At 69.1% G+C, this 26,203-nt stretch carries 24 protein-coding genes; 15 read left to right on the top strand and 9 right to left on the bottom strand.

The features are described 5' to 3' along the window. Positions 1-31 precede the first annotated feature (31 nt). The 3 genes from EV645_RS26695 to trpD are packed head-to-tail and all read left to right on the top strand — an operon-like array spanning position 32 to position 2,458. Positions 32-949, top strand: a complete 918-nt coding sequence (locus tag EV645_RS26695) for a cytochrome c oxidase assembly protein (RefSeq protein WP_130446765.1) — start codon at positions 32-34, stop codon at positions 947-949. 45 nt (positions 950-994) lie between these two features. Next, a complete protein-coding gene (locus EV645_RS26690) occupies positions 995-1,414 on the top strand; it encodes an Rv3143 family two-component system response regulator (protein WP_130446764.1) in 420 nt (139 codons plus the stop codon). 3 nt (positions 1,415-1,417) lie between these two features. After that, the gene (trpD, locus tag EV645_RS26685; RefSeq protein ID WP_130446763.1) at positions 1,418-2,458 is read left to right on the top strand and encodes an anthranilate phosphoribosyltransferase; all 1,041 of its coding nucleotides are present in this window, start codon (positions 1,418-1,420) and stop codon (positions 2,456-2,458) included. A 42-nt stretch (positions 2,459-2,500) separates the two neighbouring features. On the opposite strand, the gene EV645_RS26680 is transcribed toward trpD, so the two are convergent. Further along, positions 2,501-3,184, bottom strand: coding sequence for a hypothetical protein (locus EV645_RS26680; protein WP_242000674.1), 684 nt, complete (start codon positions 3,182-3,184; stop codon positions 2,501-2,503). 477 nt (positions 3,185-3,661) lie between these two features. Here EV645_RS26680 and EV645_RS43230 point away from each other — a divergent pair, with 477 nt between their 5' ends. Continuing rightward, positions 3,662-3,790, top strand: a complete 129-nt coding sequence (locus EV645_RS43230) for a hypothetical protein (RefSeq protein WP_277877098.1) — start codon at positions 3,662-3,664, stop codon at positions 3,788-3,790. A 520-nt stretch (positions 3,791-4,310) separates the two neighbouring features. On the opposite strand, the gene EV645_RS26675 is transcribed toward EV645_RS43230, so the two are convergent. The 3 genes from EV645_RS26675 to EV645_RS26665 all read right to left on the bottom strand — a co-directional run bounded on the left by EV645_RS26675 (position 4,311) and on the right by EV645_RS26665 (position 8,107). Next, positions 4,311-6,866, bottom strand: a complete 2,556-nt coding sequence (locus EV645_RS26675) for a DUF2510 domain-containing protein (RefSeq protein ID WP_130446762.1) — start codon at positions 6,864-6,866, stop codon at positions 4,311-4,313. A gap of 142 nt (positions 6,867-7,008) precedes the next feature. After that, the gene (locus EV645_RS26670) at positions 7,009-7,296 is read right to left on the bottom strand and encodes an Lrp/AsnC family transcriptional regulator (RefSeq protein ID WP_130446761.1); all 288 of its coding nucleotides are present in this window, start codon (positions 7,294-7,296) and stop codon (positions 7,009-7,011) included. 19 nt (positions 7,297-7,315) lie between these two features. Next, on the bottom strand, positions 7,316-8,107 hold the full coding sequence (locus EV645_RS26665) for a helix-turn-helix domain-containing protein (RefSeq protein ID WP_130446760.1): 792 nt from the start codon (positions 8,105-8,107) through the stop codon (positions 7,316-7,318). Positions 8,108-8,191: 84 nt separating this feature from the next. Between EV645_RS26665 and EV645_RS26660 the strand changes: the two genes are divergently transcribed. Further along, complete coding sequence (locus EV645_RS26660) at positions 8,192-8,602, top strand: hypothetical protein (protein ID WP_130446759.1); 411 nt, start codon at positions 8,192-8,194, stop codon at positions 8,600-8,602. Here EV645_RS26660 and EV645_RS26655 read toward each other — a convergent pair. Then, positions 8,599-10,392 carry a DEDD exonuclease domain-containing protein gene (locus EV645_RS26655; RefSeq protein WP_130446758.1) on the bottom strand — a complete coding sequence of 598 codons (1,794 nt, stop codon included), beginning with the start codon at positions 10,390-10,392 and terminating at the stop codon, positions 8,599-8,601. The two genes, EV645_RS26660 and EV645_RS26655, sit on opposite strands and share 4 nt — an antisense overlap. A gap of 180 nt (positions 10,393-10,572) precedes the next feature. Here EV645_RS26655 and EV645_RS26650 point away from each other — a divergent pair, with 180 nt between their 5' ends. The 6 genes from EV645_RS26650 to EV645_RS26625 all read left to right on the top strand — a co-directional run bounded on the left by EV645_RS26650 (position 10,573) and on the right by EV645_RS26625 (position 17,377). After that, positions 10,573-11,880 (top strand): NYN domain-containing protein, encoded by a 1,308-nt coding sequence (locus EV645_RS26650; RefSeq protein ID WP_130446757.1) that lies wholly within the window; start codon positions 10,573-10,575, stop codon positions 11,878-11,880. A gap of 81 nt (positions 11,881-11,961) precedes the next feature. Beyond that, on the top strand, positions 11,962-12,219 hold the full coding sequence (locus EV645_RS26645) for a hypothetical protein (RefSeq protein WP_130446756.1): 258 nt from the start codon (positions 11,962-11,964) through the stop codon (positions 12,217-12,219). Between the two features lie 215 nt (positions 12,220-12,434). Then, the gene (locus EV645_RS26640) at positions 12,435-13,490 is read left to right on the top strand and encodes a C40 family peptidase (RefSeq protein WP_130446755.1); all 1,056 of its coding nucleotides are present in this window, start codon (positions 12,435-12,437) and stop codon (positions 13,488-13,490) included. Between the two features lie 86 nt (positions 13,491-13,576). Continuing rightward, positions 13,577-15,025 carry a hypothetical protein gene (locus EV645_RS26635; protein WP_130446754.1) on the top strand — a complete coding sequence of 483 codons (1,449 nt, stop codon included), beginning with the start codon at positions 13,577-13,579 and terminating at the stop codon, positions 15,023-15,025. Continuing rightward, complete coding sequence (locus EV645_RS26630; RefSeq protein WP_130446753.1) at positions 15,018-16,262, top strand: M48 family metallopeptidase; 1,245 nt, start codon at positions 15,018-15,020, stop codon at positions 16,260-16,262. The genes EV645_RS26635 and EV645_RS26630 overlap by 8 nt, the downstream gene beginning before the upstream one ends. Next, complete coding sequence (locus EV645_RS26625; protein WP_130446752.1) at positions 16,259-17,377, top strand: glycosyltransferase family 4 protein; 1,119 nt, start codon at positions 16,259-16,261, stop codon at positions 17,375-17,377. Before EV645_RS26630 ends, EV645_RS26625 begins: the two co-directional genes overlap by 4 nt. Here EV645_RS26625 and EV645_RS26620 read toward each other — a convergent pair. Both EV645_RS26620 and EV645_RS26615 read right to left on the bottom strand, forming a co-directional pair. Further along, entirely contained in the window at positions 17,374-18,297 is a 924-nt protein-coding gene (locus EV645_RS26620) for a TolB family protein (RefSeq protein ID WP_157997157.1), read from the bottom strand. The genes EV645_RS26625 and EV645_RS26620 overlap by 4 nt on opposite strands. Positions 18,298-18,308: 11 nt before the next feature. Beyond that, a complete protein-coding gene (locus tag EV645_RS26615; RefSeq protein WP_130446750.1) occupies positions 18,309-20,243 on the bottom strand; it encodes an alpha/beta fold hydrolase in 1,935 nt (644 codons plus the stop codon). A 148-nt stretch (positions 20,244-20,391) separates the two neighbouring features. Here EV645_RS26615 and EV645_RS26610 point away from each other — a divergent pair, with 148 nt between their 5' ends. The 4 genes from EV645_RS26610 (at position 20,392) to EV645_RS26595 (ending at position 24,500) form a co-directional block, all read left to right on the top strand. Beyond that, entirely contained in the window at positions 20,392-20,757 is a 366-nt protein-coding gene (locus EV645_RS26610; RefSeq protein WP_130446749.1) for a response regulator, read from the top strand. Positions 20,758-20,780: 23 nt separating this feature from the next. Then, on the top strand, positions 20,781-22,499 hold the full coding sequence (locus tag EV645_RS26605; protein WP_157997156.1) for a sensor histidine kinase: 1,719 nt from the start codon (positions 20,781-20,783) through the stop codon (positions 22,497-22,499). After that, positions 22,487-23,134 (top strand): response regulator transcription factor, encoded by a 648-nt coding sequence (locus tag EV645_RS26600; RefSeq protein WP_130446747.1) that lies wholly within the window; start codon positions 22,487-22,489, stop codon positions 23,132-23,134. Before EV645_RS26605 ends, EV645_RS26600 begins: the two co-directional genes overlap by 13 nt. Positions 23,135-23,348: 214 nt before the next feature. Beyond that, the gene (locus EV645_RS26595) at positions 23,349-24,500 is read left to right on the top strand and encodes an alanine--tRNA ligase-related protein (RefSeq protein WP_130446746.1); all 1,152 of its coding nucleotides are present in this window, start codon (positions 23,349-23,351) and stop codon (positions 24,498-24,500) included. On the opposite strand, the gene EV645_RS26590 is transcribed toward EV645_RS26595, so the two are convergent. Together EV645_RS26590 and EV645_RS26585 are read right to left on the bottom strand one after the other, a co-directional pair. Next, the gene (locus EV645_RS26590; RefSeq protein ID WP_242000673.1) at positions 24,493-25,464 is read right to left on the bottom strand and encodes an EamA family transporter; all 972 of its coding nucleotides are present in this window, start codon (positions 25,462-25,464) and stop codon (positions 24,493-24,495) included. The two genes, EV645_RS26595 and EV645_RS26590, sit on opposite strands and share 8 nt — an antisense overlap. 45 nt (positions 25,465-25,509) lie before the next feature. Then, a complete protein-coding gene (locus EV645_RS26585; protein WP_130446744.1) occupies positions 25,510-26,181 on the bottom strand; it encodes a hypothetical protein in 672 nt (223 codons plus the stop codon). Positions 26,182-26,203 lie beyond the last annotated feature (22 nt).

The raw sequence follows: 26,203 nt of genomic DNA, 5'->3' as shown, positions 1-26,203 counted from the left end.
GTCGTGAACCGGGTGTTCCTACTGTGGAAGCGTGCTTCCCCTCCACGCCACGCCCGGCGACCAGATCGAGCCGCTGACACCGGTCCGGTTGCTGACGGCATGGACCTTCGAGCCGGTGTTACTCGGCGTGATCATCATTCTCGGCGGCCTCTACCTGTACGGCGTCCACAAGCTGCGTAAACGCGGTGACAAATGGTCCCGGGCGCGCACGTTCACGTTCGTCGGACTGGGCCTCGGGAGTGCCGTGATCGCCACCCAGTCGGCGCTCGGCACCTATGACACGGTCCTGATCAGCGTGCACATGGTGCAGCACATGATCCTGTCGATGCTGACGCCGCTGATGCTGGCGCTCGGCGCGCCGATCACGCTGGCGCTCCGGACGCTACCGCAGCGCCCCCGGAAATGGTTGCTCTCCGTGTTGCATTCGCGGATCGCCAAGGTGCTGTGCTTCCCGTTGATCGGCTTCACGCTGTTCGTCCTGAGCCCGTGGGCGCTGTACTTCAGCGGCTGGTACGACGCGACGCTGCACTCCGCCGTACTCCACGACTTGTTGCACCTGCACTTCATTCTGGTGGGGTCGCTGTTCTTCTGGCCGCTGCTCGGCCTGGACCCGGTGCCGGGCCGGGTGATCTACCCGTTCCGGCTGATGCTGACGTTCCTGACGCTGCCGTTCCACGCGTTCCTCGGCATCACGATCATGTCGGCCAGCAAGCTGATCGCCGAGGACTGGTACACCAGCTTCGGGCGGTCCTGGTCGCCGTCGCCGCTGCGCGACCAGTACATCGCCGGCGGTCTGTTGTGGGGTTCGGGCGACCTCGTCGGCGTGGTGTTCTTCGCCGTACTGTTCGTCCAGTGGGTGCGGGAGTCGCAGCGCGAAGCGCGCCGCGAGGACCGGCGCCTGGACCGGTTGGAGGAACAGGCTCGCCGGGCCGAACAGTCGCCCCGGTAGCATTCGGCGTGTCCAGTCTTCTTTGAACAAGCTTGGGATGGATCGATGAGTTCAGAGCGTCCGCTGAAGGTGCTGCTCTACAGCGACGACCGTACGACGCGGGAGTCCGTCCGGCTGGCCCTCGGCAAGCGTCCGGCGGCGGACCTGCCCGAGCTCGAGTACATCGAGTGCGCGACCGAGCCGGCCGTGATCAAGACCATGGACAAGGGCGGGATCGACCTCGCGATCCTGGACGGCGAAGCGGTGCCGGCCGGCGGTCTGGGCATCGCCCGGCAGTTGAAGGACGAAATCTTCCAGTGCCCGCCGATCCTGGTCCTCACCGGCCGTCCGCAGGACGCGTGGCTGGCGACCTGGTCGCGGGCCGAGGGCGCGGTCTCGCACCCGATCGACCCGGTCCGGATGGCCCAGGTCACCGCGGACCTGCTCCGCCTGCGGCTGTCCAAGCTGCCCGCCACGACCGCCTGATCCATGACCGCCTACACCTGGCCTCAGGTGCTCGGGCCGCTGATGCGGCGCGAAGACCTGGAGGCCTCCGCCACTGCGTGGGCGATGGAGCAGATCCTGTCGGGCGCCGCGACGCCGGCGCAGTTGGCCGGGTTCGTGATCGCGCTGCGGTCCAAGGGTGAGACGGTCACCGAGGTCGAGGGCCTGGTTGCGACCATGCGCGACTTCGCCACCCGGATCACCGTGCCCGGCCGAACGCTCGACGTTGTCGGCACCGGTGGTGATCAAGCCCACACGGTGAACATCAGCACGATGTCGGCGATCGTCGCGGCCGGCGCCGGCGCGAAGGTCGTGAAGCACGGCAACCGCGCTGCCTCGTCCGCGTGCGGCGCCGCCGACGTGCTCGAGGAGTTGGGGATCCCGCTCGACCTGACCGGGCCGCAGGTGGCCGAGGTGGGGGAGCGGGTCGGGATCACGTTCTGCTTCGCGTCGGCGTTCCACCCGGCCCTGCGCAACGCGGCAGTGCCGCGGCGGGAGCTCGGCGTACCGACGACGTTCAACCTGCTCGGCCCGCTGGCGAACCCGGGCGATCCGTCCGCGCAGGCGGTCGGGGTTGCGGACGGGCGGGTGGCCGGGCTGATGGCCGGCGTACTTGCGCGGCGTGGGATCGACGCGCTGGTGTTCCACGGCGACGACGGGCTCGACGAGCTGACCACGCGTACGACGTCGCAGGTGTGGGTGGTCGGCGGCGGGAAGGTCGAGGGACCGGTCACGCTGGATCCGCGCGAGCTGGGGATCGCGCCGGTGTCCGCGGATGCGTTGCGCGGCGCGGACGCGACGTACAACGCGAAGGTCGTCAGGGCGCTGGTCGACGGTGAGCCGGGGGCGGTGCGGGACGTCGTACTGCTGAACGCCGGGGCCGCGCTGGCGGCGTACACGCCGGAGGAGGGTTCTGTGACGGCGCGGATCCGGGCCGGGATGGACCGCGCGGCCGAGGCGATCGACTCCGGTGCCGCGAAGGACGTGCTGGAGCGGTGGATCGCTGCTTGCGCTTCGGTGCGCTGAGTTCGGGGAAGGGCCGGCGGGGGTGACCCGCCGGCCCTTTCGTTATTTGTTGATCGCGATCTGGCTGACCTTGTAGCGCCAGACGTTCTGCCAGGCGGGGGTCGAGCCGGCGATGTCGGCGATCGCGACGTCCGCCGTACCGTCGCCGCGGTCGATCACCGCGATCATCACGGTGGAGTAGGTCTCGGTCAGCATCGGCACCTTCACGACGACCTTGGCGACGAGTTCGTGGCCGGGGTGGCCGTTGACCGTGATCGCCTTGTGCGTCGTGCCCTTCATCACCTGTGCGTCCTTGTCGTACAGGTTGATGATCGCGCGCGAGCCGATCTGCACGGCGGCTTCCTTCAGGCCGGCCGCGGTGTTCTTGTACGGGATGTCAGGTGGGAGCTGGCCGAAGGCGGTGTAGTTGCCCCACGACGCGCCCTTGCCGTTGTAGTTCTTGTGCACGGTGAGCCAGATCGCGGCGCCACCCCACAGGCCGGTCGTCTCGCCGTAGTTGCCCCAGGCCGAGCTCATGATCGGCATCGTGTCGTTGTTCGAGGCAACCATCGAGGTCCCGAGCACCTTGCCGTACGGCGTCGGCGTCTCCGACGGCTTCACCGACGGGCTGACAGTGTCGATCGGCGCACCACCCGACGGCAACGCGACCGGACTGACGGCATCCGCCTTCGTCCAGATCCAGCCCACACTCAACCCGGTCGTGGCAAGCGCCGCTACAACCAACACAATCGCCCCAACCAACCGAGCCCGCCCACTAATCCCAGGCAGCCCACCGCCATCCCCGCTCCCACCAGGCAACCGCCCAGCAACCCGAGAACCACCCGCAGCGTGCGAGCCAGTTGCTCCGGCAGCATGTGCTCCAGCCTGACCGGCAACCTGAGAGCCTGCCGCGCCGACTGCTTGTGTACCGGCAGCTGCGCCAGCGTGCGCACCGCCCGCGCCCTGCCCAGCCGCTCGCGAGATCGTCTGCCCGAGCGTCGGTTGCCCGGCCCCGCCAGCCTGCTGCGGCTGCACAGCATGCTGCCCATGCTGAGGCCCAGTTGCTTGCGTCTGCCACCCAACCTGCCGCGGCCCCCGCGAAGGCGCACCCTGCGGCGGCCCCCACATCTGCCCGCCTTGCGGCTGCCCAGCCTGCGGCCGCCCGAGGGGCGGTTGCTGCGGAGCGCCGTGGCCCGGCCGGGCCTGCCCAAACGGTTGGCCAGCTTGCGACTGCCCAGCCTGCGACTGACCAACAGGCGGCTGTGGCGGACCTGCTTGCGCCGGCTGACGCTGACCTGGCTGTGGTTGCCCGGCATGAGCCGGACGAGCGTGCCCCGGACCTGGCTGACCTGAGCCCGGCTGCCCGCCGCTCGTCGTACCTGCCTGGCCCTGGTTTGGCTGTGGACCGCCGGCGACCGGCTGACCTGGCCACGGCTGGCCGCCGTACTCCGGGCCTACCTGAGCCGCGCCTGGTTGCTGCGGCGGCTGGCCTGGGTGTGGCTGGCCTGTGTACTGCGGACCTTGCGGTCGGGCGGCGTGCTGCGGTCCCGCGTGCTGGGGGCCGGGCTGCTGTGGGTTGGCCTGCTGGGCAGGTGGTTGTGCGCCCCACGTCTGTCCACCCGGCTGCTGTCCGCCTGGTTGGGGTGGGAGTTGCCAGCCTGGGTTTTGGGGGGCTGCGTGTTGGGGGCGGGTGGGGGGCGGTGGGGGTGGGGCGGGGGCGGGGGACTGGCCGAAGAGGGCGTCTGAGGTGTTGGGCGGAGGTTCGGGGGTGTTCTGCGCAGGCTGGATCCACGGGTTGGCGAGGGGCTCGCCGGGTGTGGGTACTGCGGGTGGACCGCCGTCGCCGGTGCGAGGCGGGGTCTGGTCTTCGTTCTCAGCCAACGTTGATTCCCTTGTAGGCCTGGCTCTCGGCCGCCTTGAGGTCTGGGCGGTTGTTGGGGATGCCGCTGATGTAGGCGACCGCCGTACCGTCGCCGAGGTCGAAAACGGCAACCGTCAGCGTAAGCACTCGATCGGTCACTGCCGCCGACTTCGCGGTAACGGTTTGCTGGTAGAACCAGCCCGATTTGTTCGTCCGCTTCACCGCGCCGTTCGCGACGGTCCGGTACGTGGCCGGGATCGACCCGTACATGCTCGTCCGCAGCTGCCCGGCCAGCGCCGCCGCGGTCGCCTTCGCGTCGCCGTTGAAGCCCGATCCGGTACCGAGCCCGCCGACGAAGATGTCCGCGGTCCAGTCGTCGGCGCCGCTGACGTGCTCCTGCAGGACGATGTGCTGCCCGCTGGAGTCCAGCAGTTGCTGGACCAGACGCTTGCGGTCCGACCACGGCGGGTTCCGGCGCGGGAACGAGATCGCGTCCGAGGAGATCCGGCCGGTGCCCTCGTGCAGCTTCGGGTTCTTCGACTGGCCCGGCTTGGTGCTGCTCTGGTTCGTCGGCGTACCGCTCGACTGCGTCGGCGCACCGGTCGGGGTCGGATCGGCCTTCTTGTCGTCGCCCCCGCCGGTGATCAGCACGACAGCTAGGACGATCAGCAGCACGAACGCGATCCCACCGCCGACGAACAACGGCAGCTTGGCCCCGGACCGCCCGCCACCAGCGCCAGAGCCCTTCGACTTCTTGGTCCCGACGCCGCTGCTCAGGTCGGTCTGCCCACCCCAAGCCTCATTCTCGTCCTCACCCCAGGCGCGCGGCCCCTGCTCCCCCCAAGCCTGCTGCACGCCGCCCTGCTGGCCGCCGTTCTGCTGTTCCCCCCAGGCCTGCTGTACGCCGCCCTGCTGGCCGCCGTTCTGCTGTTCCCCCCAGGCCTGCTGTACGCCGCTTTGCTGGCCGCCGTTCTGCTGAACACCCCACGGCTGTTGCTCGCCCTGCCCGTTGCCCCAGGGTGGCTGTTCGCCGCCCTGCCCGTCGCCCCAGGGCTGCTGTTCGGCGTGCTCGTTGGTGCCCCAGGGCTGCTGGTCGGCCTGCTGGTTGTTGCCCCAGGGCTGGGCGCCGTTCTGCTGCGCGGGTGCTGGGTTCTGTTGGCCTTGGTGGTTCTGGTCCCAGCTCGGCTCGGGGGCCCAGCCGTTGGAGGTCTGCTGGTCGCCGTTCTGTTCTACTGGCCAGCTCTGTCCGGCCCACTGGTGGTCGCCGGTCTGCTGACCGTTCTGCGTCTCGGCAGTCGCCTGCGGACCCCATGGACCTGACTCCTGCACCGCGTGCTGGTCACCAACAGCCCAACCGTTGTCCGCCGGCGGCGCGTCATTCCCCGCGGCACCCTGCTGCGGCCCCCAAGCCTGCCCAGCACCCCAACCCTGCCCCTGGTCGGCCTGCCCGCCGCTCGAACCCTGCCCCTGCGTGGCGCCCCAGCTCTGGCCCTGGTCGGGGTGGTGCTCAGGCGGCTGTGTGGGGTGTTGTTGGGAGGGCTGGTCGGCCCAGAGTTGGACTGGTACGGGTTGTTCCTGCGTTGCGTCGTCTGCGTCCGGCATGGTCCAGAGCGGCGCGGCCGGGTGGTCCGGGGTCTGGAGGTCCTCTTCGTCGCTGGCCTCTACGCCCCACGACGGCTGATCGCTGGACTGCTGTTCCTGCTCGTCGCCCGCCTGGCTGCCCCAGTCCGGCTGCAGGTGTGCGGCAACCTCGGCTGCGTCTGCCGCCTGAACCTCGGGGTCCTGCTCAGTCACATCCGCAGCCGCCACAGCACCGCCGCCATCCGGGACGGCGGCGTCGGCGGGCTGGACGTTCTCCTTCGGGGTCGGAGCGAACCTCGGCTGCTCTGTGAAGCTGACGTCCGACCAACCCTCCGTCGGCTCGGCAGGCGCGGGCTCGGTCGGTGTGGGAGCGAGCTTGAGGGTCCAGCTGGAAGGTTCCTCGGACTGCACAGCTGGTACGTCGGCAGCCGTCGCAGCCTGCTCTGCCTCGAGCTCCTCGTCCGTGACCTCACGCTGCGTCCAGTGTTCCGGGGGCGCAGGTGCGATCTCCGGCGCGCCCCAGGTCGCCTGGGCACGCTCCGCCGCGCTCGGGCCCGTGTCCTGGGCAGGCTCCTCCGGCTGGGCAGGCTCCTCAGGAGTCACTGCACGCAGGCGCGGTCCACCGTTCGCGCGGGTGCTGGCGTCGGTCGGCTCGAGGTCCCAGAGTTGCGGAGTAGCCGCCGGCTGCCACCAACCACCAGACTCCGCCTCGTCGCCCTGAGACTCCTGCACAGACCGCAGCCCCGGCCCGGACGCCTCAGCCCCAGCCGACTCCAGCCCGACCGGCTCCCGCCGGCCCGACTCCTGCCAGACGGACTCCTGCCGGCCCGACTTCAGCTGGACCGGTTCCTGCGCAGGTTCCGAGTGTTCGGGGGTGTTCTCGTGGTCGACGTCGGTCTCGTTGGTCCACTTCTCGCCGTTCCAGAAGCGGATGGTGTTTGGCTGGCCGGTGGGGTCGGGGTACCAGCCGGCGGGGGGATTGCTCATCCGCGTCCTCGCTCGGCGGTCGCCGCAAACGCAGGACGCGGGAACCCACGAAGTACGCCGTTGTCGGCACGGAACTGGCCCCGGACGTTCATGTGTTCACCGTAACTTCAGCTCGTGTCAGTCTGGTCGATCAGAGCGGTGGTCAGACACCGTTCTCTTCGCCGAGGCTGAAGGCCGCCTCCAGGTCGTGGCTGGAGTACGCGCGGAACGCGATATGCGTCTCGGTGCTGACGACGCCGGGCACCCGGTTGACGTGCTCGGGGATGACCGTGGCCAGGTCGTCGTGCCGCGCGACCCGGACGAGCGCGATCAGGTCGAGTCCGCCGGTGACGGAGTACACCTCGCTGACGCCCTCGATCGCCGCCACCTGCTCGGCGACCTCCGGGATCCGTGCGACGTCGGCCTTGATGAACACGATCGCGGTGACCATGCCGTCCTCTCCTCAGAGCTCACACTTCAACCGGCTGAATCATAGTGTGGTCGAGGCCCCGCAACGCCCTCGACGTCGGTTCGTCCGCGGGCAGGAACGCCTCCATCCGCAGTTCCGACACGGTCACGTCGATCGCCGTACCGAACCTGGTCAGCGTGGTGATGAGGTGTAGGTCACCGTGCGGGGAGCGGAGGTGGAGCGGTACGGCGAGACCCAGGTGGTCGGGCGCCGGCCGGGGTGGGACCAGGGCGGTGAGCTCGTGGATGAGGGCGACGGACCCGGGCGACGGGTTCTGCGCGGCCTCGCGGGTCAGCGCGTCGATGACGTGCCAGGACCATTGGGCGAAGTTGACGATTCGGGGAGCGAGGCCGCCCGGGTCCAGCAGGAGCCGGGGGATGTTGATAGGCCCCGTCAACAGGCGATCTTCCACGTCGGCGGTGAGGGCGTGGAAGGCGCGGTTGGCGAGGACCAGATCGCCGCTGCGGTCGACGACGACTGCCGGATACGGGCGATGCCCCTCGAGGATCGCCTCCAGCGCGGTGCGGATTGCGCCAAGGCCAGGCGCGCCGTACGGCGTCTCGTCGTACGCCGGCGCGTAGCCACCGGCGACGAGCAGCTGGTTGCGCTCGCGCAGCGGCACCTGGAGCGACTCGGCGAGCCGGATGATCATGTCCCGCCCCGGCGACGATCGACCGCTCTCGATGAAGCTGACATGCCGCTGCGTCGTCCCGGCACGGATGGCCAGCTCGAGCTGGCTCACTCGTCGTCGGGTCCGCCACGACCGCAGGTCCGCGGACAGCTCTGATGTCATGCGCCAGTTCTAACGCACGCCACCGACAATCCATACCCGGCAGGGAATTGTCGGCCTACACCCACGCCCGGCAAGGTCGTACCCATGAACAGCAAAGACCTCGCAAACCGCTATGTAGCAGTCTGGAACGAGCCCGACGCCGACGCCCGCCGCAAGGCGATCGAGGAGCTGTGGACGGAGGACGGCCTACACCTCCTCGAGCCGCCCGAGGACATCGCCAAGCGCGCGACCGAGATCGGCGTCACCGCAAACCTGGAAGCCCGCGGCCACGAAGAGCTCGTACGTCGGGTCACCCGCGCGTACGACGAGTTCGTGGCGCCCGGTCAGTACGAGTTCGTGCCGCACGGCGAGCCGGCCGCCCTCCGCGACCTGGTGAAGCTCCGCTGGGCGATGGTCCCGGCCGGCGGGGGAGAGGCCCTTGCCATCGGCATCGATCTCCTCCTGCTCGCACCCGACGGCCGAATCCTCACCGACTACCAGTTCATCGAGGTCTAACCCACCCGAGCCGGACCCAGCGGGCGGAGGTGGCGGCGGCGTTCGGTGGGGTGGTGGTGGGCGTCGGAGTGGGAGTTGTCGAGGCGGGTGAGGTGACGGCCGGCGCCGCTGACCGGGCAGGTCCAGGTGCCGTCCATCTCGACCAGGCGGACACCGGGGAGCTCGAGCCAGCGCAGGATCAGCTCGATCTCCTCCGGCGACGCGGCCGCCACCGGGCCGATCCCCGGCAGCACGGTCTCGGCGGAAGCCCTGAGCATCTCGAGATGCGGGCGCGGGTCCGTGCCGCGTGGCGTGAACCCGGCCGCAGCGAGCCGACCGCGCCGGATGACATGCAGCTCCCAGCCGCCGTCCTCGGTCCGCCGGGCCGCACAGATCTCCGCGCATCCGGTCACCGACGCCATCCGCTGCATCCGCGCCGAGCTCCGCACGAACGCACTCAACCGATCCCGATGCACGGCGGCATCCTCGAACCGCTCGTCCGCCGACAACACATCGATCCGCCGGTCCAGCGCGTCAACCACGGGCGTTGGATCCACGGTCAGCGCAGTCCGCAGCGCCGCCACGAACTCGCCGTACGAATCCATTGAGATCCGCCCGTCGCACGGCGCCACGCAGCGACCCATCTCCGCCAGCACACACGGCGACAACGAAGGGTGCTTCGACATCCGCGCGGTGCACTGCCGGATCGGGAACGCCTCGTGCAGCGCGGCCATCGCCCGCTCGGCCGTCTTCCGCGAACTGAACGGCCCGAGGTACCCGGCGTCGTCGTCACGCACCTGTTTGACCAGCGACAAGCGCGGAAAAGGCTCGACGGTGACCTTCAGCCAATGCTGCCGCTCAGGGAACTTCGACCGCCGGTTGTACCGCGGCTTGTGCTCCCCGATCAGCCGCAGCTCACGGACCTCGGCCTCCAGCGGCGTACCGCACTCGATGCCGCGGACGCCGGTCGCGATGCCGACCATCTCGCCGATCCGGTTGCGGGTCTCCGAGGCGGTGAAGTACGACCGGACACGGGTGCGCAGGTCCTTCGACTTCCCGACATACAGCACCTCGCCGCGGTCGTCGGTGAACAGGTACACACCCGGTGCGTGCGGCAACGACTCGGCGAGGTGACGCTTGGCCCGCACGGCCGGCGCGACCCGCGACGAGTACGTCTGCAGGTCCTCCAACGTTTGCACGCCCAACGACCCGACCCGCTCGAACAGCCCGTGCAGCACGTCGACGGTCGCCCGCGCGTCGGACAGTGCCCGGTGGTTCGGCGTGACCGTGGTGCGGAACAGTTTGGCCAGCGTCCCGAGCTTGCAGTTCGGCGCCTCGTCCGGGGTGATGACTCGCCGCGCCAGCAGTGCGGTGTCGACGACGGCGAAGTCGGGCCAGTCGTATCCGTGCACGAGGCTCTCGTGTTTCAGGAAGCCCATGTCGAACGGCGCGTTGTGCGCGACCATCACGCACCCGTGGGCGAACTCGAGGAACGCCGGCAGCACCGACTCGATCCGCGGTGACGTGGCAACCATCGAGTTCGTGATGCCGGTCAGTACGGCGATGAACGGCGGGATCGTCTCCGATGGGTTGACCAACGTCTGGAACTCGCCGACCACCTCACCGGCCCGCACCTTCACCGCGCCGATCTCGGTGATGCCGCCCTCGCCGGGTGGATTGCCCGTCGTCTCGAGGTCGACGACGCAGAACGTGATGGCGTGCAGCGGCGTACCCAGGTCGTCGAAGCTGTGCTGCACACCGCGGATCGGCATCGCTGGATCCGCGGCCTGTGCACGCCCTGGGCTGGTCATGGTCACGACGCTAAGAGCCGCCACCGACAATTCCGCAGGTGACACGCCTGCGAGTCGACTAGGCTCTCTGTATGCGTACACAGGCGATCACTGCGAATCAGGGCAACAGGCCCGTTCGCTGTGGTCTGCGTCACTGGAGCAGCAGCTGCCAGGTAGTCGTTCCGGCCGGACTGCGGACCGGTGACTGAGGCCGGCACCGCCGCGAGCTCCGCCGCTACGACTTTGCCTGAACCGGTCCGGCAACGCGTCCTCAACCTCGCCGCACACGCACTCGGTCAGCTCCCCGCAACCGACATCCCGGCACCGCTGCGCCGGTTCGCCAGCTTCGCGCCGGCGAAACGGGCCAAGCTGTCCGCCTCGGTGCTCGGTCCGATCCTCGAGACCGACGAACACTTCCGCAAGCTGACGGCCTACGAGGTACGGCGGGAGCACCCGGAGCTCGGCGACGCCGTTGCCGACGGCGTCGCGGTCCCGGCGGCCGACCCGGTCGAGGTGGCCGCACTTGCGTACCTGCTTCGCCCGGACGACTGGGAGCAGCACATCGCAGCAGCCGCTCAGGTCCCGGTGGAGAACCCGCGCGCCGACGACGAGGCCGTGCACCGGCTCGCCGACCAGCTCGACCAAGCCCGCACCGAGACTCGTCAGGTCCGCGAACGTCTTCGTGAACAGGTCAACGAGCTCAAGGCCGAGAACGTCACGCTCCGCCGCAAGCTCAACGAAGCACGGCAGAAGATCACCGGTCTGCAGACCGATCTCGAGCAACGCACCAAAGAGGCCGAGACCGCCGACGAACGCGTCGATGCCGCCCGCGCCGAAGTTGAGCGGGAGCTGCGCAAGCTGCGGACCCGGATCACCGAGCTGGAAGCAGTCGAGCACGCGGCCCGTCGTACGGCGGGACAGGAGCGGGAGCTCGCGACGACACGCACCCGGCTGCTGCTCGATACGGTGCTAGAGGCAGCGAGTGGACTGCGGCGAGAGCTGGCCCTGCCGCCCGGGGGAGAGCTCCGCCCTGCCGACACAGTGGCCGGCTCAGAGCCCGAAGCGGCTCCGGTCGGACGTACGGCGCCTGAGGACGACCCGGCCTTGTTCGACGAACTGCTGGCGTTGCCGCAGGTGCATCTGATCATCGACGGCTACAACGTGACGAAGACCGCATGGCCGAACTCACCGCTGCATTCGCAACGTCAGCGCCTCGTCACCGCGCTGGGTGCGTTGGTCGCGCAACGTCGCGTCGAGATCACGGTGGTCTTCGACGGCGCCGAATTGTCGGGCCCTGTGCAACTGAATCCACCGCGCGGGGTGCGGGTGCGGTTCAGCCCGGCCGGGGTGATCGCCGATGACGTGATCCGGCAACTGGTTCGCGCCGAGCCTCCGGGCCGGCCGGTCGTGGTCGTGTCGACCGACCGCGAAGTTGCCGAAAGCATCATCAAACTCGGCGCTCGCGCACTCTCCGCGACCAGCCTCATCTCACGCATCGCTCGCACCTGACAACAGAAATTGTCGGCGGGGTTCTCTAGCGTCCTTCTCAGCCGGATGCAAGTCCGGGTGCTTCCCCACTTGGAGGATGTTGTGCTGATCGACTGCGACGCCTGTGTGATGAAGGGTCCGGGCTGCCAGGACTGCGTGGTGACGGTCGTGCTCGGATTCGCCGCCGAGCGGGCCGGGAGCCTGCGGATCGACGACGACGAGCTGGCCGCGCTGGACGCCCTCGCCGATTCCGGCCTGGTGCCACCGTTACGCCTAGTACACGCCGTCAGCAGTGTCGAGCTGGATGCTGCTGCTCAAAACCCTTCCGACGAAGGCGAAACGATCGTTGGGTCGGGATGATCCTTCGTTAATTTTGGATCAAACCCGAGGGGCGAATTGCACTGGTCACGAAACGGTCACTACTGTTACGTCTCGTTGCCTCAGGGTGTCGGCCGCTCCGGCCGACCGGGCAGCGGCAAGCCGAGGGAGTGATCCGGCGAAGCCTACGGACCGATCGTCCGTGGCGGGCCTGGTCAACGGGGACGGCGCGAGCAGAGGAAGGGACCGACCGGGCTGTGTCCATCGGACGCATCAACCGCACCAAGGGAATCGCCCTCGCCGCCATCACCAGCACCGCTGTCGCTGCGGGAGTGATCCTGATCCAGGGAGCGGCCAACGCCGACCCCGCGCCCACGCTGGAGGAGGCGAAGAAGCAGGTCGCCGAGCTGCAGCACCAGGCCGAGGTGTCGGGTGAGTCGGCGAACGACCTCCGCGGGCAGATCAGCGCCTCCGGTGCCAGGGTGAAGGCGCTGGAGACCGCGATCGCCAAGCAGCAGGGCCAGGTCGACGGTGTGAAGCGGCAGATCGGATCCCTCGCGGTCGCCGGCTACCAGACCTCGGGCATCTCCACGACGGCGCAGCTGCTGCTGTCGACGAACCCGGACCAGTTCCTCAGCCAGGCCTCCACCGCCCAGGCCTTCGCCGGGCAGCAGAACTCCGCGCTGCGTCGCTACCAGGTCGCCCAGGGCAAGCTCACCGACCTGCAGGCCAGCGAGCAGACCGAGCTGGCCTCCCTGCAGGCCGTGCAGGCCAAGCAGGACGCGTTCAAGAAGCAGCTCCAGACCAACCTCGACAACGCGGAGAAGGTGCTCGACAAGCTCAGCGCCGCCGACCGCAAGCGGATCGAGGAAGAGAACGCCAAGGACGCCGAGAAGGCGCGCGGCGAGCGCCCGACCCGCGGCGGCGACCGGGAAGACGAGAACCTGCCGAACGTGCCGGCCAGCGGCCGTGCGGCGATCGCGGTGAACGCCGCGCTGTCCCAGCTCGGCGACCCCTACGTCTGGGGCGCCGACGGACCCAGCTCCTACGACTGCTCCGGCCTGATGATGTACGCCTGGGGCAAGGCCGGCGTCTCGCTGTCGCACTCGTCGAAGGCGCAGACCGGTGAGGGCCGCCCGGTCAGCAAGTCCGACCTGATGCCGGGCGACCTGATCTTCTACTACTCCCCGGTGAGCCACGTCGCGATGTATCTCGGCAACGGCCGGATCGTGCATGCCCCGCGTCCGGGCAAGAGCGTCGAGATCGCCCCGATGGACGAGATGCCGTTCAACTCCGCGGTCCGCCCGGGCTGACCTGCGCCCTTGACATACTCTGCGGCTCCGGGGGATCCCTCCCCCGGAGCCGATTCATTTGATGACGTAATGTCGGAGGAGGCCGGGTGTCCCGCCTGACTGGGGCAGGTGAGCAGCGAAGGGCCGAGGTGATCGACGATCAGCGCGATACGGTGCCGCTGCCAGTGATCCCGTCAGCTGGTGACCCACGGGAGCCGAGTGGCCACCCGCCGCTCGCGCCGATCCTGAAGAAGGTCGCTCTCGGTGTCGCCGTCTGTCTCGTCGCCGGAGCCGGGTACGCCGGTCTGCGGCAGGTCGCCAACGCGCCCGCCGACCCGAACGGTTCGCCGGCGCACTCGCATCCGGCCACCTCGGCGACGCCGGACCAGGCCGAGGCCGGAGTACGTCGGGCCGTCGCGGGCGAGGCCGTCCTGCAGAAGATGACCGACGCGGTCGAGAACGACAACCGCACCGAGTTCCTGGACACCATCGACCCGAAGGCCACGGACTTCCGGGGCAGCGCGCGGACGATCTTCTCGAACCTCACCACCCTCCCGATCAGCACGTTCCAGTTGCGCTACGTGAGCGATGACCCCGGCGCGCTGACGCCGGACCGGCAGACCCAGCTCGGCGGCACCCAGTCCTGGCTGGCCCAGGTCGAGGTCTCCTGGCAGCTCTCCGGGTACGACGTGAAGCCGGCCCGCGAGACCCTTCCGGTCACGTTCGTCACGCGCGACGGGACGACGTACGCCGCCTCGTTCTCGGAGCGGTTCGCGGCGGGGCAGCGGCGACCGGTGTGGGCGCTCGGCCAGGTCGAGGTGGCCAAGGGCAAGCACAGCCTGGTGGTCAGCCTCGGCTCGGAGTCGGAGGCGAAGAGCTACGTGTCGGTCGCCGACAAGGCGGTCGAGTCGGTGAGCAAGGTCTGGGGCAAGAACTGGCGGCAGAAGGTGATCGTCTACCTGCCCGCCAAACAGGCCCAGATGGAAGGCATCCTCGGCGCTGCGCCGAACACGTACACCCAGATCGCTGCGGTCACGTTCGCCGAGCTGGACTCGCCGGCCGTCGGCGCGCCGGTGCGGATCGTGGCCAACCCGAAGCTGTTCGAAGAGCTCGGCAAGCAGGGCCGCCGGATCGTGCTGACACACGAGACCACCCACGTCGCGTCGACCGCGACAGCTTCCCCGGTGCCGTTGTGGCTGGCCGAGGGTTTCGCGGACTACGTCGCGTTCACCGCCGTACCAGTGCAGGACGAGTCGGCGGCGAAGGAACTGTTCAAGGCGGTCCGCGCCGGGAAGGTGCCGACCACGTTGCCTACGCCCGAGGCGTTCGCCGCGTCGGCGACCGAGCTGCCGCAGGCCTACGAGTCGGCGTGGCTTGCGTGCCGGCTGATCGCCGAGCATGACGGACAGGCCAAGCTGGTCAAGTTCTACCGGGCTGTGCACACCTCGAAGAGCTCGACCGGTCTCGCGGACGCGTTCAAGTCGGTGCTGGGGACGACCGAGGCCGAGTTCGTCGCCGAGTGGCAGAAGTACCTCGAGAGGCTCGCCGGTGCCTGAACCGGCCGGCCGGTCGGCTCCCTGGATTGCCGGCGGCGTGCTCGCCGTCGCGCTCGTCTTCACGATCGCCGTCACGACTCCGTGGCACCTGATCGACCTGCCGAAACCCGATGCCACGCTCGACTTCACCACCGCCGAGATCGCCCGCCAGAACGCGTTCCGCCACGAGATCCTGCCGTGGTCGACGGCGTCCTGGATCATCTCGCTGGTGGTTCCGCTGGTCATCGGCTTCACTCCGCTCGGCCGCCGGCTGTACGACGCTCTGCACGTTCGGCTGTGGTTCGTCGCCGTACCGATCACGGTCGCCGGCGTCGTCCTGATCACGAGTCTGCTCACCGTTCCGACCGACGTCTTCGCGGAGCGGGTCAGTCTCAAGTACGGCCTGTCGGTGGAGAACTGGCGGCTGTGGGTGTGGGACCGCGGCGTCAACTGGGTCATCACCTCGCTCGGGCTCGCGGTGGTCGCCGTCATCCTGATGGCGTTCGCGAAGATCTGGCGGCAGCGCTGGTGGTTGCCCGGGGCAATCGTTGCGGCGCTGCTCGTGCTCGGCGTCTCGTTCGCGTACCCGGTGCTGATCGAGCCGCGGTTCAACCACTTCACGTCGATGCCGGCCGGTGCCCAGCGCAACGAATTCCTGGCGCTCGCGAAGCAGGACGGCGTACCGGTGAAGGATGTGCTGGTTGCGGACGCGTCGAAGCGGACGACGGCGTTGAACGCGTACGTCTCCGGCTTCGGTTCGACCCGTCGGCTGGTCGTCTACGACACGCTTCTCAAGGACACTCCGCCCGCGCAGGTACGGCTCGTCGTCGCGCACGAGCTCGGTCACGCGGCGGAGGACGACGTACTGCACGGCACGCTGATCGGCGTTCTCGGTACGGCGTTCGGTGTGACGCTGCTGTACTTGCTGCTCGGGAACCGGATGGCCGATCCGCGGCGGTCCGCGCTGCTGGTCGCGTTGATCGCCGCCGCGACGACGCTGGCGAGCCCGGTGCAGAATCTGGTCAGCCGGAAGATCGAGGCCCGCGCCGACTACCACTCGCTCCGGCTGACGAACGATCCGCAGAACTTCGTCGCGATGCAGCACGAACTGGCCGTGCAGAACATCTCCGGTCTCGACCCGAGCCGCTGGCGGTACTGGATGTTCGCCGACCACCCGACCCCGCCGGAGCGGATCGCGATGGGCCGGGCCTGGGGGACCGAGAACGGCGACCCGGTCCCGCCCCTGGTCAAGCGATGACCGTTCTGGTCGTCACCAACGATTTCCCGCCACGGCAGGGCGGGATCGAGACATTCGTCCGCTCCCTCTGCGACGAGCTTCCGGACGTCGTCGTCTACACCTCGCGAGAGCCGGGCGACACGGCGTACGACGCCACACTGCCGTTCCCGGTGATCCGCGACCGTACGTCGATGTTGTTGCCTACGGCACGTACTACGAAGCGCGCGGTCGGACTGATGCGGCAGTACGGCGCGGATCGGGTCCTGTTCGGGGCGGCGGCACCGCTGGGGCTGATGGGCCCCGCGCTGCGCCGGGCGGGGGCGCGGCGGATCGTCGCGATGACGCATGGGCACGAGACGTGGTGGGCCGGCGTACCCGGTGCTCGGCAGGCGTTGCGGCGGATCGGGGATGCGGCCGACACCGTGACGACCGTGTCGGGGTGGTGTGAGGAGCAGATCAAGCCTGCGTTTTCACCAGCGGCGGCTGCACGGGTTCGCAGGCTGACGCCGGGAGTCGACACGCACCGGTTCGCCCCGGACTGTGGGGGAGAGCAGGTTCGCAAAGGCCTGCGGCTGGAAGGCGTTCCGGTTGTCGTCTGCGTCTCGCGGCTGATCCGGCGGAAGGGGCAGGACACGCTGATCCACGCATGGCCGCGCGTTCGGGAGTCGGCGCCGGGTGCCACATTGCTGCTGGTCGGCGGCGGGCCGGACCGGGAGTACCTCGAGGAGCTGGCGGCGTCGACCGGGGTGTCGGAGTCGGTGGTGTTCACCGGGCCGGTTCCGTGGGCCGACATCCCGCCGTACATCGATGCTGCCGATGTCTTCGCGATGCCTTGCCGGACAAGGCGATTCGGACTCGAGCCGGAGGCGCTCGGGATCGTGACACTGGAGGCGTCCGCGACGGGCAAGCCGGTCGTGGTCGGCGACTCCGGGGGTGCCGGCGACACCGTCCGGCACGGCGAGACGGGCTATCTGGTCGACCCGTACAACCCGGTGCCGACCGGCGTACGGATCGCCGAGCTGCTCACCGACCCGGCCCACGCCCGGCGGCTGGGCGCGGCCGGTCGGGAGTGGGTACGACGCGACTGGTCGTGGGCCCGCAGCGGCGACGTACTGCGGGAACTCCTGGAGGTCTAGAATCCCCAGTCCGCGAACGGTTCGAAGGCCGCCGTGTTCGTGATCCGCTGGAGGTGGGTTCCGTCCTTGCGGGCGGTGTAGATGTCCTCCTGCTGGTCGATCGACAACGACATCACGATTCTGGTCCCGTCCGGCGACCATCCGGGCGCGAAGGCGTGGTAATCCTTGCCGCCGGCATCGAGAGTGATCGGCGTCAGCTCGGCATCTCGGAGCCGGATCAGGGACAGTCCGCCTTCCGCGGTCGCGAACAGGATCGTGCGACCGTCGGGCGACCACCGGGCGGTCGCCAGTTCGTGCCCTTGCGCAAGACCGTACGGCGTGAGTTGGCGCAGGTGATGGCCGTCGGTGCCGACCACGAACAGCGCGGTGTCCTCACCCCGGAACCGAACGATCACGGCCTTGTCTCCGTCGGGTGAGTAGTCACCGGCGACGTCGGACGCGCCGTACGGGTTCGTCGTCAGCCGGATGGGATGGCCGCCGTCCGACGATCGGATGCTGAAGACGCCGGGCTTGTCGCCGCCGAATCCGCACAGGATCCGCTTGCCGTCAGGGGACCAGGCGCCGCAGAGCAGATCGGAGGGCGCGCCCGGTGGCTCGAGCATCCGGAAGCCGGATCCGTCGGGCCGCACGGTCGCCGGCCGGAACGGCAAGAGCTCGCCGGCTGCATCGAACCGCAGCAGGTTCGAGATCAGCAACTTGCTGCCGTCGGGGGACCACCGCGCCGACCCGAAGTCCTCGACGAGCTCCGGAATCGCCACCTTCCGGACGCCCGAACCGTCCGCACGGGCAACGAACAGATTCGACCCGCCGGAGTCGAGCTGCCGGCTGAACACGATCCGGCCGCCGTTGCCGGCAGTCGGGGCGGCTGACCCGCACAGGGCCAGCATCAACGCGATCGAGAGTGCCAGTGCACGCTTCATCGGTAGCCTCTTCAGTAGCCGGGGATCTCGAAGGTCTGGGTGCGGTTGTTTTGCCGCAGTGTCACCACGACGGTCCCGCCGAGGTGGGTGAAGGCGCCGCGCACGGTCGCGCTCGCCGTCGTGCCGGCCGGAGTGCATACGGTGAAGGTGCCGTCGATCCCATCCGGGGTCCAGGTGGTCGAGCCCGAGACCGAGACGTCCCGCGTGAACCGGGCCGCGTCGTACACGAACGGTCTCTCCGAGCTGTCGTCGTACGTCACCGTGCCACCACGAAGTCCGCCGGCGACGAGGCCGGAGATCGAGGCGATGTGCTGGAGGCCGTCCATGACGGTCTCCGCGGTGACGGTGGCGAGCCGGCGTACGTCGGTTGCTGCAGGTGGACCGGCTGTCTGCCGGGCCGGCGGTGCGGTCGCTGCCGTCAACGGGAAGCTGCCGGGCATCCACCAGCCTGCGGGCGGGGTCCGAGCACAGGATGTGTCGCCGACAGCCAGGGTCTCGATGAACCGCTGCAGCAAGACCGTCCCGCAGGAGCCCGTGAACCACGTCGCGTGCCCGACCGCCGCCAGTTCGACGTACGTCGACCCGACGAGGACCCGGGACGCGATTCGGCCGGCCTCCGGCGTGACACCGACGTCGTACTCGCCCGTCACGATCAGAGCCGGTACGCCGCGAACCTTCGTACCACTGGGGTAGCTCGGCCGGTCCTCCCAGCTCGATGCGATGCACGGCAGCGGCTGGAAGCCCAGGTAGCCCTCGTGATCCCAGGCGCCCTTGGAAATCGGTCCGTAGCGCGCCGGCTCGGCCGCGAAGGCCGCTGCGTACTGCTGGTGTCGCCGGGCCGGGCTCGCGTCCTTGTCCCACTGCACAGGCTGGTCGACGCACATCCGGGCGAGCGCGTGGCCGTTGGAGAACTCCCGCGGATCACCGGCATCGAAGCCGTTCGCCGGGTCGACGTCCGCCGCCAGCCGCAGGAGCGGAACGGGATCACCACGCTGGAGCGCCACCGCTGCCTGGGTGATCTCTCCCGGACCGACGAAGCTGCCGCCGTTGAACGGCATGATCGCGGTCGCGAGCAGGTTCTCGGTCACGGTGATCCGGTGCGGGACACCGTGCGAGTCGACGCCGACACCGCTGACCGGCGTACGCCGTAGCCGGTCGGCAAGCCAGGTCAACGAGGCGGCCGGGTCGGGGTTGGCTGCCGCGCAGGCCGGAGAGCGCCCGCAGACCGCATTCACGAGAGCGGGGTAGTGCTTCGGCTGATAGGCGTAGAAGGGATCGGTGTCGACGGTCAGCGCCGGTGCGCCGAGGGAGATCGACCGGACGTTCTGCTTCCACCGCGTCGCGTAGGTGACCATGTCGTTGGCGGCGTACGACGCGCCGACCAGGTCGATGTCGCCGTACGCCAGCGCGCGCCGGACCTGCTCGAGGTCGTCGGCCACATCCGTTGTGCTGTAGAGATTCGCGGCATCGCCGAGCTGGTCATGGCACTTGGCCGCCGAGGCGTAGAACGGCCCGCCGTGCTGCCAGTCGGGGCAGTCGATCGCCGCCGACAGACCGACGCCACGCTGGTCGACGAAGACCAGATCACGGGTCTCGGCGACGGCCGACAACAGGTCGACGTACGGGTACTTGTCGAACGCGCTGATCGACGCTCCGGGACCACCCAAGGTGACGAACACCGCGCCGGCTGGTGCGGCGGCAGGACCGGTGTGCGGGAAGACCTCGACGTGCAGCGGCACTGTGCGGCCGTCGGGATGCCGGCGGTCGAGTGGAACTGGCAGCGTGCCGCAGCGGAACGCCGGATCGTCCGCGCACGGGCCGAGCTCGAGCCGATCACTGCGAAGAGATGTGGGTGCGGCAGGCTGAGTGCCTGCGGCAAGGAACGCGATGCAGGCTGTCAGCGACAGCACGACGGAGCGGACGCGACGTCCTTTGATCATCAGCATGGCTGGATCCCCCTCCCGCACGGGGCGTACCCCCGCCTACCGGCCAGCCAATCAGCCGGTGCGCGAACCCGCATCGGGGCGGCCACCAGACCGCGATTGAGGGCTGGCCCTGATTGACGCGCGGTCCGGCGGGCCCGACGATGTGGGGATGGGGGCGGCGCGGATCCTCATCGTGGACGACCACGTCCTGTTCCGGAGCTCGGCCCGCCGGATGCTGGAGTCGCACGGTTTCGTCGTGATCGGCGAATCCGGTGACGGCAGCTCGGCGATCATGGCTGTTCGCACGCTGCGACCCGACGTGGTGCTGCTCGACGTCCAGTTGCCGGATATGAACGGGTTCGAGGTCGCCAGGCAGTTGGCCGAGGAGCCGGACGCCCCGGCGGTGATCCTGACCTCGATCCGGGACGCGTCCGACTACCGCACCCGCTTGGCAGGAACTCCGGCGCGCGGCTTCATTCCGAAGGCCGAGCTGTCCGAGCCGAGAATCACTGCCCTGCTTGCGGGGGCGCCATGATCCGGCGACTTGTATTCGTGCTGGTGGCACTTGCCGGAGCCGTCGTCTGCCTGCTGTTGTGGCGCGTCGGCCAGGCCAGCTGGCAGTGGGGCTTTCTGCCCTGGCTGTATCTGGTGGCCGGTCTGATCGCGTGGGACCGGCAGCCGCGCAACCGCACCGGCATCCTGCTCGTCCTGACCGGCATCGCCTACCTGATGTTCCTGTTCGAGGGCCCGCACATCCCGCTCGTGTGGACGATCGGTGTCGCGTTCGAGCAGGCTTATCTGCCCGCTCTCGTCGCGCTCCTGCTGTCCTTCCCCAGCGGTCGGCTCACCCGTCGGTGGGAGCAGTTGGCAGTGCTCGGCGCCGGTCTGGCCATGGTGTGCTGGACGACGATCCCGATCCTCGGCATCGATCCGTCCGACTTCGCCTGTTCGGACTGTCCGCCCGACCTCAACCTGCTCCACGCCGGTCCGGGCGTCGTGAGCCTGCTCGACCGGATCTACGCCGCCTTCCCGGCACGTGTCTACTTCATGGTGCCGATGTTCGTCGGTCTCGCGGTGGTCTGCGTGGTCAGGTGGTGGCGAGCGAGCCGTCCGCTGCGACGGATCTCGGGTCCCGTGCTGGTTGCCGCCGTACCGCTTCTGCTGGCGATGAGCGCCCAGATCATCGCCAACCACCTGAAGCTCTACGACACGCATCCCGGCATCAGCCAGGCGATCAACCTGGTCGCGGTGTACGCCGGACTCGTCCACCCCGTGGCGATCCTGGTGGGACTGTCACTGGGGTGGGCGCGGCAGGCGCGGATCGGCGAGCTCGTGACGGAGCTCGCCGAGCACTCCGGGCTGGACCTGGTCGAGCGCACGATGGCGCGCGTACTGGGCGATCCGTGCCTGGCCATCGGCCGGTGGGACACCGGGAGGCAGCGGTTTCTCACCTCGACCGGCGCCGCCCTGGATCTCCCGCGCGCCGGCTCGACCCAGTCGACGACGTACCTCGAGCACGACGGCCGCCCGATGGTTGCCGTGGTCCACGATCGCGCGTTGCTGGACGGTGGCGACCTGCTGAACTCGGCCGGGGCGGCGGTGCGGATGGCGGTCGACAACGATCGGTTGCGGACCGAGCTGAGCGCCCAGCTGGCGGAGGTCCGTGCATCCCGGTCCAGAATTGTGGTTGCCGCAGACAACGAACGTCGGCGGCTCGAGCGGGACCTGCACGACGGTGCGCAACAGCGGCTGGTGTCGCTGGCGCTCGACGCGCGGACTGCGGCGGCGAAGCTGGCGGCCGGCGATGATCCGGCCGTCGCGGACTCGGTGGCAGCGATCGCGGACGGGTTGACCACGGCACTGGCCGAGCTGCGCGAACTGGCCAGGGGGATCCATCCGTCGATCCTGGTCGACGAAGGGCTGGTGCCCGCGCTGCGGTCGTTGAGCGAACGGTCCGCGGTACCCGTTCGGCTGCTCGCCGTACCGCCCGAACGGTTCGAGCCGGCCATCGAGGCGGTGGCGTACTTCGTCATCTCCGAGGCGCTCGCCAACGCGGCCAAACACGCTTCCGCCGAGGAGGTGTCGGTCGCCGTACGGCGGGTCGACGGGCGGCTGCTGGTGGAGATCCGTGACGACGGCAAAGGCGGTGCCGATCCGGAGGGATCAGGTCTGCGGGGCCTGGCCGACCGGGTCGCCGCCGTCGACGGGCGGCTCAGCGTGGACAGCCCACCGGGCCGCGGAACCTCTGTACTGGCGGAGATCCCATGCGTGTCGTGATCGCCGAGGACTCGCTGCTCTTCCGCGAAGGGATGGCGCGGCTGCTGACCGAGGCCGGGTTCGACGTGGTCGGCCAGGCCGGAGACGCCGACGAGCTGCGGATCCTGGTCGATCGGCACCGGCCGGACGTGGCGATCGTCGACATCCGGATGCCGCCCGGGTACGGCAAGGAGGGTCTGACAGCGGCGCAGGAGATCCGCGCCCAGCACCCGGGGACCGCCGTACTCGTGCTGTCCCAGTACGTCGAACCGCAGTACGCGCTGACCCTGCTGTCCACCGGTGCCACCGGGACCGGCTACCTGCTCAAGGACCGGGTGGTTCAGCTGACCGACTTCACCGATGCGGTACGCCGGATCGGTCGCGGCGACCTGGTCATCGATCCGGCCGTGGTCGAGCAGCTCCTCGGCCGGCCGCGCAGCCCGGTCGAACGGCTGTCCGATCGCGAGCGTGATGTCCTCGAGCTGATGGCCCAGGGCCGGTCGAACCAGTCGATCACCGACGCGCTGGTGCTCAGTCCGAAGACCGTCGAGGCGCACGTCCGGTCGATCTTCCACAAGTTCGGTCTGCCGCCGGGGCTCGACGACCATCGACGGGTCCGGGCAGTGCTGATGTTCCTGCGGGCCTCCGACGCCTGAGGAATTTCTGGACAGCTGATGCGTTGAATCGTGTACTGTGAGCCACATGCACCGGATGTTCCGACTTGCCGCAGCCGTACGAGCTTCCCGCTCCCCGGCTGCCGCTGCCTGACATCTTCGAAACCCCCACCGGCGACCGGAAACGGTTCGCCGGTGTTGTTGTTTCTGCTACCCGGTGGTCTGGTTCCGGTCCGTATCAGACCAAGGACCAGAGATGACCATCAGCAGGACTTTCATCGACTTCTTCATCGAGCGCGACCACGTCCCGACCACCGGGTCCACGCTCATCCCGCGGCTGGGTGATCCGGTGCTCTTCACGACCTCCGGGATGCATCCGCTCACGCCCTACCTGGAAGGCGAACCACATCCGCTGGGGCGCAGACTCGTGGGCATCCAGCGATGCCTGCGAACCACCGACCTCGACGAGGTGGGGGACCCGACCCACCTGACCGTGTTCGAGATGCTCGGCTCGTGGTCGCTCGGCGACTACGGGAGCAGCGAGACGCTGAAGTGGGGCTACGAGCTGCTCACCACCCGCTTCGGCCTCGACCCGCGGCGGATGTACGTGACCGTGTTCGGCGGTGACGAGCAGGTGCCTCTGGACCAGGAATCGCTGCGGACCTGGCAGGAGCTCGGCCTGCCGATCGAGCTGACCGTCGAGGACAACTGGTGGTCGAACGGCCCGACCGGTCCGTGCGGCCCGGACTCGGAGATCTTCGTCTGGACCGGCGACGGCGAGCCGGAGGGGACGCCGACCACGGACGACCGCTGGGTCGAGGTGTGGAACCACGTGATGATGCGTTACCGCCGCCTCGACGACGGCTCGCTCGAGCCGCTCAAGCAGCAGAACATCGACACCGGTCTCGGACTCGAGCGGCTGACGATGCTGCTCGAGGACAAGCCCTCGGTGTACGAGACCTCGCTGTTCGAGCCGTGGATGCGGACGATCCCGAAGCTGTGGAAGCTCGACGAGCGGTCGCAGCGGATCGTGATCGACCACCTGCGGTCCAGCATCGTGATCGTCGGCGACGGCGTGCATCCGTCGAACACCGGCCGCGGGTACGTGCTGCGCCGGCTGATCCGCCGGATGCTGACCACGCTGTGGCGCGACGACGACTCACGTTCGCTGTCCGACGTGCCGATCGAGCTGTTCGAGCACACGCTGAGTCATTTCCACCAGGGCGAGACGGTGACGCTGATTCGGCGGATCCTGATCGACGAGGAGATCCGGTTCAGCAACCTGCTCGACCGCGGCCGCAAGGTGCTCAGCCACGAGCGCTTCCACAAGTCGCTCGACGACACCGACTACGAGTACCTGCACGAGACCCACGGCCTGCCGCGGGAGTTGGTGGACTCGCTCAGATGACCGGATCCAGTACGTCGGTCCGGGGAGCGTCGGAGTCCGGAATCTCCGGCGAGGCGACCTTCCCGACCGACGACTGGGCCACGAAGGCACCGACCAGGACGATCACGCCGCCGATGATCTGGTTGGTCTTCAACGTCTCACCGAGCAGGATCAGCGCGAAGATGCACGCCGCCACGACCTCGACGTACGCGACCGCGCCGGCAATCGCCGCGGACAGGCGCTGCACGGCGGCCGCGCCGGCCAGGTAGGCAACGACCGTACTCACGAGGATCAGCCAGGCGGCCATCAGCCAGCCGGGTGCGTGCCGGTGGCCGATCGCGATCGAGTCGACGAGCACGTGCCATGGCGTACCCCAAGGTGCGGCGATCACGGTGAGTACGACGGCACCGACCACGCTGCCGGCCGCCGTCATCACCAGCGGATCCGCGGCGCCGGTGAGCTTGTCGATCAGGATGAAGTACGTCGCCTGGCAGGCGGCCGCACCGAGTCCGGCGAGCAGGCCGATCGGGTCGATCTGCAGGCCGGTCCAGATCTCGGCCACTGTCGCGAGACCGACGACCGCGATGCTGACGCCGATCGCGGCCGACCGCGGTACGGCGACCTTCTGCCCGAACTTCAGCCACGCGACCACCAGGATCGGGCCGGAGAATTCGAGCATCAGCGCGACCCCGACCGGCAGCCGGCTTGCCGCGAGGAAGAACAGCGTCTGGCAGCCGGCGATCCCGGTCAGGCCGTACAGCACGAGCGCCTTCCAGGACGCCCGCGCCGCGCGGAGACCGGCGCGGCCGCGGAACGCCAGCACCAGCGGGACGAGTACGACGGCGGCGCCGAGGATGCGCAGCCAGGCCGCCTGCTCAGGGGTGAACCCGGCCCCGATCAGCGCCTTGGCGAACGGGCCCGAGCCGCCGAACGTGATCGCGGAGAAGATCGCGAACCCCAACCCCACCGACTTCGTGCTGTACATGGGCATAACGGTCTCATGCTCATTACAGGCCTGTCGAGCGGGATCTCACAGGACGTTCACCGCCCGCGCCGCGACCACCGCGATCGTCAGCAGCGAGATCAGCGACTGGGCGCCCATCAGCGTCTTGGTGCGTGCGGTCAGCGGCATGGTGTCGGTCGGGCTGAACGCGGTTGCCGCGGTCAGCGACACGAACAGGTAGTCGGTGAATCCGGGCAGCCAGCGCTCCCAGCCGGGCAGGTCGACGGTCAGTTGCGGGAACAGCAGGTCGACCCGCTCCTCCATGCGTACGTGTTCGGGCGCCCGCGCGAACGGCCCGCCGCGATCGACCTCCCAGTACCAGACCCCGAACGCGACGACGTTGGTCACCCAGATCACGACGGCGCCCTTCACCAGCACGTCACCGTTGTTGGCGGAGCCATGGTTCAGGAAGTAGATCAGTCCGCCGAGGTACACGGCGTTGGCGACCACCAGCAGGCCGACGAGCACCAGCGCGACCCAGCGCAGCCAGGGCTCGTCCCGGGACAGGTGGAACGGGTTCATCCACACCAGCGGCAGCAGGAGCAGCAGCCCGAGGCTCGGCAACAACCATTGCGGCAGCACGTTGATCTGTGTCGGTACGAGCACCTGCAGGATCAGCGCCGCGCACACCGCCAGGGACGCCGGCCATCGCCGGATGTGGCGCATGGTCGGCGCTGGAGCTTTCTGAACCTTGTTCACTCCCGCATTCTGTCCCCGATGC

It is taken from the genome of Kribbella rubisoli, assembly GCF_004217145.1.
Taxonomy (GTDB): Bacteria; Actinomycetota; Actinomycetes; order Propionibacteriales; family Kribbellaceae; genus Kribbella; species Kribbella rubisoli.
Note: the sequence above shows the minus strand (reverse complement) of the source record. Positions and strands in the feature narration are given on the sequence as shown.

What these genes read in the sequence shown, in the direction of transcription:
- EV645_RS26690 (WP_130446764.1), top strand. Translation starts at nt 995, where the DNA reads ATGAGTTCAGAGCGTCCGCTGAAGGTGCTGCTCTACAGCGACGACCGT.
- trpD (WP_130446763.1), top strand. Translation starts at nt 1,418, where the DNA reads ATGACCGCCTACACCTGGCCTCAGGTGCTCGGGCCGCTGATGCGGCGC.
- EV645_RS26675 (WP_130446762.1), bottom strand. Translation starts at nt 6,866, where the DNA reads ATGAGCAATCCCCCCGCCGGCTGGTACCCCGACCCCACCGGCCAGCCA.
- EV645_RS26670 (WP_130446761.1), bottom strand. Translation starts at nt 7,296, where the DNA reads ATGGTCACCGCGATCGTGTTCATCAAGGCCGACGTCGCACGGATCCCG.
- EV645_RS26665 (WP_130446760.1), bottom strand. Translation starts at nt 8,107, where the DNA reads ATGACATCAGAGCTGTCCGCGGACCTGCGGTCGTGGCGGACCCGACGA.
- EV645_RS26660 (WP_130446759.1), top strand. Translation starts at nt 8,192, where the DNA reads ATGAACAGCAAAGACCTCGCAAACCGCTATGTAGCAGTCTGGAACGAG.
- EV645_RS26655 (WP_130446758.1), bottom strand. Translation starts at nt 10,392, where the DNA reads ATGACCAGCCCAGGGCGTGCACAGGCCGCGGATCCAGCGATGCCGATC.
- EV645_RS26625 (WP_130446752.1), top strand. Translation starts at nt 16,259, where the DNA reads ATGACCGTTCTGGTCGTCACCAACGATTTCCCGCCACGGCAGGGCGGG.
- EV645_RS26620 (WP_157997157.1), bottom strand. Translation starts at nt 18,297, where the DNA reads ATGAAGCGTGCACTGGCACTCTCGATCGCGTTGATGCTGGCCCTGTGC.
- EV645_RS26615 (WP_130446750.1), bottom strand. Translation starts at nt 20,243, where the DNA reads ATGCTGATGATCAAAGGACGTCGCGTCCGCTCCGTCGTGCTGTCGCTG.
- EV645_RS26610 (WP_130446749.1), top strand. Translation starts at nt 20,392, where the DNA reads ATGGGGGCGGCGCGGATCCTCATCGTGGACGACCACGTCCTGTTCCGG.
- EV645_RS26600 (WP_130446747.1), top strand. Translation starts at nt 22,487, where the DNA reads ATGCGTGTCGTGATCGCCGAGGACTCGCTGCTCTTCCGCGAAGGGATG.
- EV645_RS26595 (WP_130446746.1), top strand. Translation starts at nt 23,349, where the DNA reads ATGACCATCAGCAGGACTTTCATCGACTTCTTCATCGAGCGCGACCAC.
- EV645_RS26590 (WP_242000673.1), bottom strand. Translation starts at nt 25,464, where the DNA reads ATGTACAGCACGAAGTCGGTGGGGTTGGGGTTCGCGATCTTCTCCGCG.